This is a genomic window from Streptomyces sp. NPDC107546 (assembly GCF_055639175.1).
Map to the genome: position 1 here is coordinate 64,171 of NZ_JBVKBA010000004.1, position 14,261 is coordinate 78,431.

7 protein-coding genes and 1 pseudogene are annotated in these 14,261 nt (G+C 71.5%); 4 read left to right on the forward strand and 4 right to left on the reverse strand.

What is annotated here, in order from left to right:
* Positions 1–7: 7 nt before the first annotated feature.
* Positions 8–1,437, forward strand: a pseudogene (locus ACZ7L1_RS07260) (FUSC family protein); the annotation flags it as partial.
* Positions 1,438–1,595: 158 nt separating this feature from the next.
* Here ACZ7L1_RS07260 and ACZ7L1_RS07265 read toward each other — a convergent pair.
* Positions 1,596–3,650 (reverse strand): PhoX family protein, encoded by a 2,055-nt coding sequence (locus tag ACZ7L1_RS07265; protein WP_471434986.1) that lies wholly within the window; start codon positions 3,648–3,650, stop codon positions 1,596–1,598.
* Positions 3,651–3,962: 312 nt separating this feature from the next.
* On the opposite strand from ACZ7L1_RS07265, the gene ACZ7L1_RS07270 reads away from it, so the two are divergent.
* Both ACZ7L1_RS07270 and metG read left to right on the forward strand, forming a co-directional pair.
* Positions 3,963–5,765, forward strand: coding sequence for a VWA domain-containing protein (locus ACZ7L1_RS07270; RefSeq protein ID WP_471434987.1), 1,803 nt, complete (start codon positions 3,963–3,965; stop codon positions 5,763–5,765).
* A gap of 153 nt (positions 5,766–5,918) precedes the next feature.
* Positions 5,919–7,634, forward strand: a complete 1,716-nt coding sequence (metG, locus tag ACZ7L1_RS07275; protein WP_471434989.1) for a methionine--tRNA ligase — start codon at positions 5,919–5,921, stop codon at positions 7,632–7,634.
* 143 nt (positions 7,635–7,777) lie between these two features.
* Here metG and aspS read toward each other — a convergent pair whose 3' ends face one another.
* Complete coding sequence (gene aspS, locus ACZ7L1_RS07280) at positions 7,778–9,541, reverse strand: aspartate--tRNA ligase (RefSeq protein WP_471434991.1); 1,764 nt, start codon at positions 9,539–9,541, stop codon at positions 7,778–7,780.
* 219 nt (positions 9,542–9,760) lie between these two features.
* Between aspS and ACZ7L1_RS07285 the strand changes: the two genes are divergently transcribed.
* A complete protein-coding gene (locus tag ACZ7L1_RS07285; RefSeq protein WP_471434993.1) occupies positions 9,761–11,926 on the forward strand; it encodes a SpoIIE family protein phosphatase in 2,166 nt (721 codons plus the stop codon).
* Positions 11,927–12,093: 167 nt separating this feature from the next.
* Here the strand turns inward: ACZ7L1_RS07285 and ACZ7L1_RS07290 are convergent, their stop codons facing one another.
* The gene (locus ACZ7L1_RS07290) at positions 12,094–13,149 is read right to left on the reverse strand and encodes an AI-2E family transporter (RefSeq protein ID WP_471434995.1); all 1,056 of its coding nucleotides are present in this window, start codon (positions 13,147–13,149) and stop codon (positions 12,094–12,096) included.
* An 80-nt stretch (positions 13,150–13,229) separates the two neighbouring features.
* The gene (locus tag ACZ7L1_RS07295) at positions 13,230–14,210 is read right to left on the reverse strand and encodes a pirin family protein (protein WP_471434997.1); all 981 of its coding nucleotides are present in this window, start codon (positions 14,208–14,210) and stop codon (positions 13,230–13,232) included.
* Positions 14,211–14,261 lie beyond the last annotated feature (51 nt).

Here is a 14,261-nt window from a genome sequence, read left to right on the forward strand (position 1 = left end):
TGAGGGCATGCCCCGCGAGTTCCCCATCGGCCTCACCCCTCCCGACTGGCTGGTCAGGAACCTCCAACCCCAGCAGGCCCCCGTCAACCGGCCCGCCGCCGTCCGCGCCGCCATCGCGATGTCCCTGCCCCTCGCGATCGGGCTGGCCTTCGGGAAACCCGCCTACGGCGCCATCGCCTCCATGGGCGCCCTGTCCGGTGTCATCGGCGACACCGCGGACGCCTACCGCATGCGCATCCTCAACATCGCGATCCCCCAACTCTTCGGAGCCGTCGGCGTCACCGTCGGCTCCCTGGTGTTCGGGCAGGGCTGGCTCGCCGTCGCCGCCATGACCTCGGTCGCGCTGCTGTCCGGACTGATCTCCTCGATCGGCGCGGTCGCCTCCGTATCCGGACTGCTGCTGCTCCTCAACTGCGTCATCGGCGCCGGACTTCCGCTGCCCCAGCCCTGGTGGCTGCCCCCACTGCTGCTCTCCGGCGGCGCCCTGCTCGTTCTCGCCCTCGCCCTGCTCTCCTGGCCGCTGCGCTCGGGCGTACCCGAACGGGCCGCCGTCGCGGGCACCTACCGCGCTCGCCGACCTGCTCGCCGCCTGCGGCACGGAGGCGTACGACACCGCCCGGTACGCCGTCACCCAGTCCCTCAACCAGTCCTACGACCTCATCCTCGCCCGGCGCGCCCGCCACCACGGCCGCAGCCCCGAACTGGTCCGGCTGATCGCCGAGTTGAACGCGATCACCCCGGTCGTGGAGGCCGCCCCGGCCGCCCACCACTACGGCAGACCGCTGCCCGAGCAGGTCCCCGCCGCCGTACGGCTCCTCGCGGACGCCATCGCCGCCGACCGCCGCGACCCCCCCCCCCCCCCCCGACCTCGGCCTGCCGGCCCCCGCCGGGGAGACGGACCGCGCCCTCGACCACGCGCTGCGCCACGCCGCCGAGGTCGTCACGGCCCACAACCTCGACCCCCGCACGATCGTCGACCGCCTGGGCACCGCCCTCCTGGTGCCCCGCCTGGTCGACTCCCTCATCGGCTGCGCGATCGCCCTCGTGGCCGGCTCCCTGCTGTGGCCGGAGAGCTGGCAGACACGGGTCGGCGACCGGCTCGCCACCGCGGTCGCGGACACGGCGGTGTACGTGGAGAAGGCGTTCGGACAGACCGCGGACCCCGCCTCCCGCGCCCGGATGCGGCGGCGCCTGTACCGGGATCTGTCCACCATCCGTACGGAGTTCCAGCGGGCCCTGACCGAACCGCCGCCGACCGGCCGCCGGGCCGCCGCCTGGTGGCCGCTGGTCGTCGCCGTGGAACGGATCGTGGACACGACGACGGCGGCCCGGGTACGGGTGAAGCAGGGGTCACCGCCGCCGACGCCCGCCGAGATCGCCCAGATAACCCTGCAACTGCGGGAGTTGTCGGAGGGCCTGCGGGAGACGGAGGTGCTGGTTCCGGTCCGCACCGATCTCACCGGCCCGGCGGAGAGCATCCTGGAGCCACTGCGGCAGGAGGTGGCGGCGGCACGGGCGATCGCGTCCCCGCACTGAGACGAGAACACGACCGCCCTTCCGCCGTACTTGCCGTACCGCCGTCCGCCCGTGAGGCGTCAGACGCCGATGTTCCTGCCGTCCGCGCGCCAGACCGCGACGACGGCGGGACGGACGATCCGCCCGGGACCGTCGGGCCAGGTGCTGGCCGGCTTCTCCACGGACGCGCCGTCGATTTCCCCCGGGTGCTGCACGGCCACGACCACGCGCCGGTCCTGCACGATCGGCCCGCACGTCTCGGCACCCGTGGGCACGGTCAGGAACTGCTTCAGCTCACCGCGCCGGTCACCGCTCGTCGCCACGCCGAACAGGCCGTCGTGGGAGCCGAGCTGGTTGCCGTCGGTGGAGATCCACAGGTTGCCGTGGGGGTCGAAGGCCACGTTGTCCGGGCAGGAGATGGGGCTGACCCTGTCCTTGGGGAACCCGGCGAAGTAGGTGGAGGGGTCGGCGGGGTCACCGGCGACCAGGAAGACGGACCAGGCGAAGGTGGTGCTGTCGGGCCGGCCCCGGCGCTCGGTGAGCTCCAGGATGTGCCCGTGCTTGTTGGCATTGCGCGGGTTGGCCTCGTCGGCGGCCGCGTATCCGGCCTTGCCCCGGTTGGAGTTGTTGGTGAGGACGACGTACACCTTGCCGGTGTGCGGGGAGGGCTGGATGTCCTCGGGGCGGTCCATCTTGGTGGCGCCGACCTTGTCGCCCGCCAGCCGGGTGAACACGAACACCTCTTCGGCGGTCATGCCCTCGACGTGCGAGACGGCCCCGTGGGCCGTGGCGGTGGCGAGCGGGATCCAGGTACCGGACCCGTCGAACTCCCCGTCGGCGGGCGGCTTCCCGCTCCCGTCGATCTCGGCGGCCGGCGAGTCACCGGTGAGCCTGGCGACGTACAGCGTGCCCTCGTCGAGCAGCGACAGGTTGTGCTCCCGCACGGCCCGGGAGTTCCCGTGCCGCATCCGCTTGCTGCCGACGAACTTGTAGAAGTAGTCGAACCGCTCGTCGTCCCCCGAGTAGACGACGGGCCGTCCGTCCTCGGTGAGCCGCACGGTGGCGGCCTCGTGCTTGAAGCGGCCGAGGGCGGTGTGCTTGCGGGGCGTGGAGGTGGGGTCGTACGGGTCGAACTCGACGACGTACCCGAAACGGTGGACCTCGTTGGGCTCCTGCGCGATGTCGAACCGCTTGTCGAACCGTTCCCACTTGCGCTCGGTCGTCCCGGTCCCGATGCCGTACCGCTTGTCCGTGGCCCGGCTGCCGCCTGCGAAGTACTGATTGAAGTTCTCCTCGCCGTGGAGGGTGGTGCCCCACGGGGTGGTGCCGCCGGAGCAGTTGTTGAGCGTGCCGAGGACCTTGCGGCCGGAGGGGTCGGCGGAGGTCTTCAGGAGCTCCGATCCCGCCGCCGGCCCGGTGAGCCGGAACTCGGTGGTGGCGGTGACGCGGCGGTTGAGGGGGTGACGGGACACGACGGTCAGGCGCCCTGTGCGCGCGTCCTCCTCGACGACGACGGCGGAGAGCCCGTGGGCGGCCCAGGCGACCTCGACCTGCTGCCGGGTGGGGTTCTCCGGGGCGTACCCCCGGAACATCATCACTTCATCGGTGTACTCGTGGTTGGCGACGAGGAGTTGGCGGTCGCGCTCGCCCGGGAGCGGGAGGAGGGCGAGAAAGTCGTTGTTGTACCCGAACTGGCCGGCCTGGGCGGCGGCGGTCTGGTGCTCGGGGTCGAAGGCCGGGGCGCCGCGGAGGATGGGGTCGCCCCAGCGGATGACGACGTTCTGTCGGTAGCCGTCGGGGACGGTGACGGCGTCGGCGGTGTTGGGCGCGACGGGGGTGAAACGAAGGCCGCGGGCGGCGTCGGTGCGGGCCGGGGCGGCGGCCTCGGCCTGCGGGGCGGTGGCCGCGAGCGCGGCCGTGCCGGTGGCGGCGGCCACGGTGACGACGGCGGCGGCGCGGAGGGCGGAACGTCGTCTGAGGGCGCCGGTGATGACATCGCCGACGTACGCGTTGGAGCTGGTGTTGGGCACCTCGTGGAAACAGGCGTCACCGCACCGGAAGCGGCAGGTCAGGGCGGACCGACCGCCGGGATGCGAACCGGACGGCGTGCCGATCAGCGGCAACAGTTTGCGCACTTTACTCTCCCCATACGAACCCTTGGTGTGGGCGTGACGCTAGGGGGATCGGGTGTGCGGGAGCAATGCAGCGGGATGAACGATCGGTGAACCGGATGGAACCGTACGGGGGTTGGGCGGCACTCGGCGTGGCGTGCCGCACGAGCCGAGCCGTCTCGCCCCCGAGGATGGGTAACGGCGGAATCGCGGTATTGACAGGCGCCGGTTCCGATGTTCGGACGGTACCCAGGATCGCCGCCTTCGGCCGCTAACCTTACGTGTCCGTCCTGGCCAGGGATTGACGGGCATCAACTCACGCGAAGGGTTGCGCACATGGGCATTCTCACTCTCCTGCGGAACGCGTTCGGCCGCTCACGCAAGGGTCGCTCCGCCGAGGAGGAGCCCACGCGGGAGCCACAGGTCCCGGCCCAGCCGACGGAACCGAAGCTGACGGCGACGACCGCGGAGCCCGCGGTACCGGCGCAGTCGTCGGGCCGTACGGACGAGGAGCACGATCTGGTGGCGGCGGCGTTCGACAACGTGACGGTACCGAGGCAGCCGACCCACAGGGACGAACCACCGGCCACGGAAACGCCGAAGCGGACGGCTACAACGGAGGCGGCGGCCGAGCCCGAGGCAGCGGCTGGGCCGGAGGCCGAGGCGGCGACCGACCCCGAGGCGGCGACTGGGCCGGAGCCCGAGGCGGCGACCGACCCCGAGGCAGCGGCCGAGCCCGAGGCCGAGGCGGCGACCGACCCCGAGGCAGCGGCCGAGCCCGAGGCCGAGGCGGCGACCGACCCCGAGGCAGCGGCTGGGCCGGAGGCCGAGGCGGCGGCCGAGCCCGAGGTGGCGACTGGGCCGGAGCCCGATGCAGCGGCCGAGCCCGAGGCCGAGCCTCAGGCCGAGCCGGAGCCGGAGCTGCAGACCAAGCCCGAGCCCGAGCCCGAGACGGAGCCCATCGCTGAGGCGACGGCAGAAGCCGATGCGGAGCCCGAGCCTCAGGCCGAAGCGAAGGCGGACCCGGAGGCTGAAGCGGAGCCGGAGCCGGAGTCCCAGCCGGAGGCGAGGACCGACCCCGAGCCTCAGCCGGAGCCGGAGGCGACGCCCCAGCCCGTGGCCCAGGAGGAGCCCCCCGCCGAGGTGACGGCAGAATCCCAGCCCGAGGCCGAGACGGAGCCCGAGCCTCAGCCCGAGCCTCAGCCTGAGCCGGAGGCGACGCCCGAGCCCGTGGCCCAGGAGGAGCCCCCCGCGGAGGTGACGGCAGAGCCGGAGCCGGCGGCCGAGGCACCGGAACCGGCCACTGCCGAGCAGCCCGGGACCGCCGCCACCGACGCCCCGGCGGCCGCCGACGGCGAGGAGGCCCCACAGGAGTCACCGGCACCTGACACCACCACCCGCACGGGTGGTGCCGGTGGGGACACCCTCGCCGAAGGCGAAGCCGAGGCGGAAGCGCAGGCCGAGGCCGCCCCCGCCCCCGCCATCCCCCCCACCCGTCTGAAGACCCGCGCCCCCGGCCTCCTCACCGCCTACAAGGCCGCCGCCGCCGTCCTCGACGACCACCACCTCACCGGCACCCGAGCCAAGGTCTACCTCGTGCTCGACCGCTCCGCCTCCATGCGCCCGTACTACAAGGACGGCTCCGCCCAGGCCCTCGGCGAGCAGGCCCTCGCCCTCGCCGCCCACCTCGACCCGGAGGCCACGGTCCCCGTCGTCTTCTTCTCCACCGAACTGGACGGCACCGGCGAGCTCACCCTCGCCGAACACGAGAACAAGGTCGACACCCTCCACGCGTCCCTCGGCCGTATGGGCCGCACCAGCTACCACGCGGCCGTGGAAGCGGTGACCGCCCACCACGACAAGTCCGAGAACCCGGACCTCCCCGCTCTGGTGATCTTCCAGACGGACGGCGCCCCGGACGCGAAGACCCCCGCCACCCAGTCCCTCACCGAGGCCGCGAAGAGCCATCCCCACCTGTTCTTCTCCTTCATCGCCTTCGGCGACCCGGAGAACAAGGCCTTCGACTACCTCCGCAAGCTCAAGACGGACAACACGTCCCACTTCCTGGCCGGCGAAACCCCGCGCGAGCTCACGGACGCCGAGGTCTACGAGGGCGTACTGGCGAACTGGCGCCCGTAAACCTCCCCGGACGCCGCCCGCTTCTCAGCCCCCAAAACGGAAAGCGGGCGGCGTACCCATGTCGGCTACGATTTCAAGGTTCGTAGACGATGCGCAGCCGGCCCGAGAAACCGGCCGCCGTCACCCCACGTATCGACCTGGGAGCAGCCCGCGATGGCTCGACACCTCATCACCAGCGCCCTTCCGTACATCAACGGGATCAAGCACCTGGGCAACATGGTGGGGTCCATGCTCCCGGCGGACGTGTACTCCCGTTACCTGCGCCAGCGCGGCCACGAGGTCCTCTACATCTGCGCGACGGACGAGCACGGCACCCCGGCCGAGCTGGCCGCCAAGGAGCAGGGCCTCCCGGTCGACGAGTTCTGCGCCCAGGCGCACGACGCCCAGAAGGCGGTCTACGACGGCTTCAACCTGGCGTTCGACTACTTCGGCCGCAGCTCCTCCCCGCAGAACCGCGAGATCACCCAGGAGATCGCCCGCGAGCTGAAGGCGAACGGCTTCATCGAGGAGCGGGCCATCCGCCAGGTGTACTCGAACGCCGACGGCCGCTTCCTGCCGGACCGGTACATCATCGGTACCTGTCCGCACTGCGGCTACGACAAGGCCCGCGGCGACCAGTGCGAGAACTGCACCCGCGTGCTGGACCCGACCGACCTGATCGACCCCCGCTCGGCGATCAGCGGCAGCAGCGACCTGGAGGTCCGCGAGACCAAGCACCTCTTCCTCCTGCAGTCGGCCCTGGCCGGCGAGGTCGAGGCCTGGGTGGACGAGCGCGCCGACAACTGGCCGGTCCTCGCCTCCTCCATCGCCCGCAAGTGGCTCACCGAGGGCCTGCACGACCGTGCGATCACCCGTGACCTCGACTGGGGCGTCCCGGTACCGGAGGACACCTGGCCGGACCTGGCCGCCGAGGGCAAGGTCTTCTACGTCTGGTTCGACGCCCCGATCGAGTACATCGGCGCCACCAAGGAATGGGCGGACCAGGACCCGGAGAACCGCGACTGGCGCTCCTGGTGGTGGCAGTCGGACGCGGACGTCCACTACACCCAGTTCATGGGCAAGGACAACGTGCCCTTCCACAGCGTGATGTTCCCGGCGACCCTGCTGGGCACCCGCGCGCCGTGGAAGAAGGTCGACGTGATCAAGGCCTTCAACTGGCTCAACTACTACGGCGGCAAGTTCTCCACCTCCCAGAAGCGCGGCGTCTTCACGCACGACGCGCTGGAGATCCTGCCCGCCGACTACTGGCGCTACTTCATGATGGCGAACGCGCCCGAGTCGGACGACTCCTCCTTCACCTGGGAGCACTTCACGGCCACGGTGAACAAGGACCTCGCCGACACGCTGGGCAACTTCGTCAACCGCGTGCTCTCCTTCTCCCGCAAGCGCTTCGGAGACTCCGTCCCCGAGGGCGGCGAGCCGGGTGAGGCCGAGGCACGGCTCGGCGAGGAGATCGCCCGCCTGCTCGCGGAGTACGAGGAGCACATGGAGGCCATCCAGTTCCGCAAGGCGGCGGCGGCGCTGCGCGCCCTGTGGTCGGCCGGCAACTCGTACCTCGAGGAGAAGGCCCCCTGGTTGGAGATCAAGACCAACAAGGAGGGCGCGGCCCTCACCCTGCGCACGGCGATGAACCTGATCCACCTGTACGCGGTGGTCTCGGAGCCGTTCATCCCGACGTCCTCGGCCGCCATGCGCGCGGCCTTCGACCTGAAGGACGACACGGCGGCCTGGGTCACGCAGGAGGAGGCCAGGTCCCTCACCGCCGTCACCCCGGGCACCCCCTTCACGGTCCCGCCGGTCCTGTTCGCGAAGCTGACGGACGAGGACCTGGCCGCGTACAAGGAGCGCTTCGGCGGCGAGTCGGAGTAATGGCCTTCGCACGCTGAAAGGGGCCCGGAAGCCGAAAGGCTCCCGGGCCCTGCTCTTTGCGCACTCCTACCGATGCGATTCCCGGGGTCCACGCGAAAGTGGCCCGGAACCGGCCGTCGGTTCCGGGCCACCCTCTCGCCTCGCTACTTCGCCTGCGGCTTGCGCACCGAGATGTGCAGTTCCCTCAGCCGCGCCTCGTCCAGCTCCGTCGGCGCGCCCATCATCAGGTCCTGCGCGTTGCCGTTGAGCGGGAACGCGATCGTCTCGCGGATGTTCGGCTCGTCGGCGAGCAGCATCACGATGCGGTCGATGCCCGGGGCGATACCGCCGTGCGGCGGGGCGCCGAAGCGGAACGCGCGGAGCATGCCGGCGAACTCGCGCTCGACCGTCTCCTCGTCGTAGCCCGCGATACCGAAGGCCTTGAGCATGATGTCCGGCTCGTGGTTCCGGATCGCGCCCGAGGACAGCTCCACGCCGTTGCAGACGATGTCGTACTGCCAGGCCAGGATGTCCAGCGGGTCCTGGTTCTCGAGCGCCTCCATGCCGCCCTGCGGCATCGAGAACGGGTTGTGCGAGAAGTCGATCTTTCCGGTGTCCTCGTCCTTCTCGAACATCGGGAAGTCGACGATCCAGCAGAAGCGGAAGACGCCCTCCTCGAAGTGGCCGGCCCGCTTGGCCGCCTCCACCCGGACCGCGCCCATGATCTTCGAGACCTCGTCGAACTCGCCGGCGCCGAAGAACACCGCGTGGCCGGGGGCCAGGGACAGGCGCTTGGTCAGCTCCGCGACGTTCTCCTCGGTCAGGAACTTCGCGATCGGGCCGGACAGCGAGCCGTCCGCGCCGACCCGCACCCACGCCAGGCCCTTGGCGCCCTGCTCCACCGCGTACTCGCCGAGCTGGTCGAAGAACTTGCGGGGCTGGGAGGCGGTGTCCGGCACCGGCAGCGCGCGCACGTGCTTGCCCGCGAACGCCTTGAAGTCCGAGCCCGCGAAGATGTCGGTGATGTCGACCAGCTCCAGCTGGGCGCGCAGGTCCGGCTTGTCGGAGCCGTACTTCAGCATCGCCTCACGGAACGGGATCCGCGGGAACGGCGAGGTGACGTGCCGGCCGCCTCCGAACTCCTCGAAGATCTCCGTCATCAGCTTCTCGATCGGCTGGAAGACGTCCTCCTGCTCGACGAAGGACATCTCCACGTCGAGCTGGTAGAACTCGCCCGGCGAACGGTCCGCGCGCGCGTCCTCGTCCCGGAAGCAGGGCGCGATCTGGAAGTAGCGGTCGAAGCCGGAGATCATCAGCAGCTGCTTGAACTGCTGCGGCGCCTGCGGCAGCGCGTAGAACTTGCCCGGGTTCAGGCGGGAGGGGACCACGAAGTCGCGGGCGCCCTCGGGGGACGTCGCCGTCAGGATCGGAGTCGCCATCTCGTTGAAGCCCATCGCCGCCATCTTGTGGCGGATCGCCGAGATCACGGCCGTGCGCAGCATGATGTTGCGGTGCATGCGCTCGCGGCGCAGGTCCAGGAAGCGGTACTCCAGGCGCCGCTCCTCGTTGACCCCGTCCTCGGTGTTGATCGTGAACGGCAGCGGGGCGGCCGCGCCCAGCACCTCCACCTCGCCGACCTCGATCTCGATCTCACCGGTCGGCAGGTCCGGGTTCACGTTCTCCGCACCGCGGGAGACGACCTTGCCGTCGACGCGGACGACCGTCTCCTTGGAGAGCTTGTCCAGGGCCTCGTACGACGCCGTGCCCGGACGGGCGACGAGCTGCGTGATGCCGTAGTGGTCGCGCAGATCGATGAACAGGATGCCGCCCAGGTCGCGCCGATTGTGCAGCCAGCCGCTCAGCCGGACGTCCTTGCCGACGTCAGAGGCGCGGAGCTCGCCGCAGGTGTGGGACCTGTACCGGTGCATCGTCGTTCATCCAGTCTTCGCAGGATCGGGGTCTCGCCGGGGCCGCTCGCCCCGGCGCCTCCGGGCGGGCACGGCCCGGACCCATCAAGCGTACCGGCCGCCCCAACATCGCCTCGCCCCGATTCTTCCGGTGCGCCGGAATCACCGCGAACCCGCTCAAGATCGGCTGTTGCTCACTTTCAGTGGCACCTCCCGATCCCCTCTTCTTACAGTGGGGCAATGCGCACTGGTGAGCCCCTGCCCGCCGTGGGGGACGTCCTGGCTGCCGTGGCGACCGGCATGTGGCGCTACGACGCCGCCGCGGGGCTCGTCACCCTGGATGCCGAGGCCGCGCGGCTCCTCGGGCTGCCCGCGGAGCCGATCACGCTCACCGAGGCCCAGATCCGCTCCCGGTTCCACCCGGTCGACTGGAACGAGGTCGACGGGGTGGTCCAGCTCGCCCTCGCCGAGGGCACCATCGCCGAGGTCCGGATGCGGATCATGGACGAGAACAACCGTGTCGTGCGTATCGTCCGCAGCCGATCCAAGCCGTCGCTCGACGCGCGCACCGGTGAGTACAAGCTGGTCGGCACCCTCCAGGAGGTCACCGAGCCCGTACCCGGCGCCACCGCCCGGGCCCCCGTCATCGGCGACTGGCGCCGCTCCCGCGAGGCGTTCCTGCTGGACGCGGGGCGCGCGCTGGCCGAGGCGCGGTCCACGGAGGAGGTGCTGCGGGTCGCGGCCGGGCTGTCGATGCCCGGGTTCTCACCGGACGGGCTGGCCGTCTTCGGGGTCGAGGCCGACCGGCTGACCGTCATCGGCCACCACGGGCACAAGCCGGGCGACGAAGCGCCCTTCACCCAGATGTCGCTGGACACGGACTACCCGGCCGCCGAGGTCGTCCGCACCGGCCGCGCCGTGTACATGTCCTCGCCCGAGGAGTACAAGGCCCGCTACCCGGCCTCCTGGCCGCTCGCCGCGCAGTTCAGCCGCCAGTCCTGGGCGTTCCTGCCGCTCACCGTCGCGGGACGCACGATGGGCGCCTGGATGGCGGCGTTCAAGCACCCGGTCGCCTTCACGCCCGACGAGCGTTCGGTGCTCACCACGGTCGCCCGCATGCTCGCCCAGGCCCTCACCCGGGCGGGCGCCGCCGAGACGGAACGGGAGCTGACGGACGGGCTGCAGCGCTCGATGATGCCGACGCTGGGCCCGCAGATACCCGGCATGACGGTGGCCGCGCGCTACGTGCCGACCGGTGGCGGACTCCAGGTGGGCGGCGACTGGTACGACATGATCCAGCTGCCCGGGGGTGCCCCCTCCGGGGGAGGCCGCTTCGCGCTGACCATCGGCGACGTCCAGGGCCACGACGTGCGCGCCGCGGGCCTCATGGGCCAGCTGCGGATAGCGCTGCGCGCGTACGCCGCCGAGGGCCACCGCCCGGACGCGGTCCTCTCCCGCGCCTCCCGCTTCCTGCACGGGATGACCTACGGCGAGGACGGCGCCGACCTGCGCTTTGCGACCTGTCTCTATGTGGAGGTGGACCCGGCGACCGGGACGCTGGAGATCGCCCGCGCCGGCCACCCGGACCCCGCGATCCGCATGGCGGACCGCACCGTGCTGATGCGTCCCACCTCGGGCGGCCTGCCGCTCGGCATCGACCCGGACGCGGACTACCCGACCACCCGGCTCGTCCTGGAACCCGGCGAGACGATGCTGCTCTGCACGGACGGCCTGATCGAGACCGGCGGGCACGACCTGGAGACCGGATGGCGGCGGATCCGGCGCATCCTCGAGGAGCACGAAGGTGACATGGAGGAACTGGCCGACGCGCTGGTCCAGGCCGTGCACGGGCCCTCCTCGTACTACGCCACCGGGCCGCTGACCGACCGGCGCGAGGACGACATCGCCGTGGTGCTGCTGTGCCGTGCGGGCGGGGCGGGCGCCTCTGGCGGCACGGTCACTCCGGTCCTGCCGGTGATCCGGCGCACCGCGCTGACGATCGCGCAGGCCGAGCCCGAGCGGATCGCGGGCACCCGGCAGCAGCTGCGCGAACTGCTGCACGACTGGTCCTCCGCCGAGCAGGTCGACTCGGCGGTGCTCCTGGCCTCCGAGATGCTCACCAACGTCCTGGTGCACACCGACGCGGACGCGCTGCTGGTCGCCGAGGTCTCCGGCGACGTCGGCGCCCTGGGCGGCCGGGCCGGGCGCCGGGTCCGGGTGGAGGTCACGGACGCCAGTGACGATCTCCCGCACAGGCGCCACCCCGGCGAGCTGGCCTCCTCGGGCCGTGGCCTGGTCCTCATGGAGCTCCTCGCGGACGCCTGGGGCGTCGATCCGCGGGGCGAGGGCAAGAGCATCTGGTTCGAGCTGGAGGAGGAGCCGGTGAAGGAGGACGGGGAGGCGTAAGCCGCTGGGGTCTTTCGTCGGGATCAGGCCGGATCAGGGAGCGGGGCCTGGTGCGTGCAGCTGCAAGGCGGAGGAGGGAGCCGACGCGGAGTGTCGGCGACCGACGACAACGCCGCAGATGTGCGTGCCAGGCCCCGCGAGCCCGGCATGATCCCGACGAAAGGGCCCTAGCTGTCCTGTGAGGCCTCGGCTTGCTGCCGGCCGTACCGCAGCCGCAGCTCGTGCGCCACGCCGGTCGCCGCCGCCGTCAGCGGTACGGCCAGCAACATTCCGAGAATTCCGGCCACGGACGCCCCCGCCGTGATCGCCAGCAGCACGGCCGCCGGATGCATCTGCACGGTCCGGCTCTGGATCAGCGGCTGCAGCACATGCCCCTCCAGCAGCTGCACCGCCAGGACCACGCCGAGCGTCCACAGCGCGGTCACGAACCCGCGATCGGCGAGGGCGACCAGGACGGCGACCGCGCCGGAGAGGAAGGCGCCGAGGTAGGGGATGTACGCCCCGACGAAGACGAGCGCCCCGAGCCCGAGCGCCCCGGGAACGCGCAGCACCAGCAGCCCCACGGTGATGCAGAGCGCGTCGATGAGCGCGATGATCGTCGTCCCCCGCATGAACCCCTCGACGGCCTCGTAGGCGCGGCGCGCCACGGCTTCGACGGTGTCGGCGGTGCCGGGCGTGGCCATCGAGCGCAGCGTGTCGGCGGCCCGGTGGGAGTCGCGCAGGAAGAAGAAGACGAGCAGCAGGGCCAGGGCGCCCATGGCGATGGTCTCGCTGACGACGCTGACCCCGCTGATCACGTTGCGGGCGGCGGTCCCGCCGAACTTGGCCAGCAGCTGCCTGGAGTGGGAGGCGAGATCCTCGAGCGAGGTGCCGGCCGCGCCGAAGTGCCGGGCGAGTGACTTCCCGGCGCGTTCGAGGGCGGCGATGATCTGATCGCCGGTGTCGACGAGCACGGAGGCGACGACGTACACCGCCCCGCCGACCACGGCCAGGACGGCGACACACGTGATCCCGGCCGCGAGCGACCGGTGCACGCCCACCCGCACCATCCATCGGTACAGCGGCCCGAGCAGCGCGCTCCCGAGCAGCGCGAGGAGCACCGGCACGACGGCCGTACGGAACTGGCCGCACAACCGGACCACGATCCAGACGACCCCGGCGACCAGGAGGAACACCGCACACCAGGCGGCGAGCCGGCGGACGGGTTCGGGGAGCAGCTGCACCCTTCCAGGTGATCACGCGAAGGGCGGGCTGTCCTGTACGGACAGCCCGCCCGGGTGACGCGGCGTCAGGCGACGATCCTTCAGGAACCCTGCGGTCCGCTCTCCGTCATCCCGTGCACCGCCGGGATGGTTCCGAGGCGCCCCTTCTGGAAGTCCTCGAACGCCTGCTGGAGCTCCTCGCGGGTGTTCATCACGAACGGCCCGTAGTGCGCCATCGGCTCACGGATCGGCTGCCCGCCGAGCAGGACGACCTCCAGGTCCGGAGTGTGGGAGTCCTGCTTCTCGTCCGCGCGGACGGTGATCGAGGAGCCCGCGCCGAACACGGCGGTCTGACCGAGGCGGATCGGCCGCCGCTCCGCGCCCACGCTGCCGCGGCCGGCCAGCACGTAGGCGAGGCCGTTGAAGTCCTCGCGCCACGGGAGGGTGACCTCCGCGCCGGGCGCCACGGTCGCGTGGATCAGGGTGATCGGCGTGTGCGTGATGCCGGGGCCCTGGTGGCCGTCGAGCTCACCGGCGATGACACGGATCAGCGCGCCGCCGTCGGGGGTGGTCAGCAGCTGGACCTGGCCGCCGCGGATGTCCTGGTAGCGCGGGGCCATCATCTTGTCCTTGGCGGGCAGGTTGACCCACAGCTGGATGCCGTGGAACAGGCCGCCGGAGACGACGAGGGACTCCGGCGGGGCCTCGATGTGCAGCAGGCCGGAGCCTGCGGTCATCCACTGGGTGTCGCCGTTGGTGATGGTGCCGCCACCGCCGTGCGAGTCCTGGTGGTCGAAGACGCCGTCGATGATGTAGGTCACGGTCTCGAAGCCGCGGTGGGGGTGCCAGGGGGTGCCCTTGGGCTCACCCGGCGCGTACTCCACCTCGCCCATCTGGTCCATCATGATGAACGGGTCGAGGTGGCGGTAGTGGATCCCGGCGAAGGCGCGACGGACCGGGAAGCCCTCGCCCTCGAAGCCGCTGGGCGCGGTCGTGACACCGAGCACGGGACGGGGCACTGCGTCGGCGGGCGCGACCACACGGGGAAGGGTCAGCGGGTTCTCGACGGTCACTGCGGGCATGTCGGTACCTCCTTGTGGTCCGAGTTTAGTTGACCGTTGAACTTTCTGCCA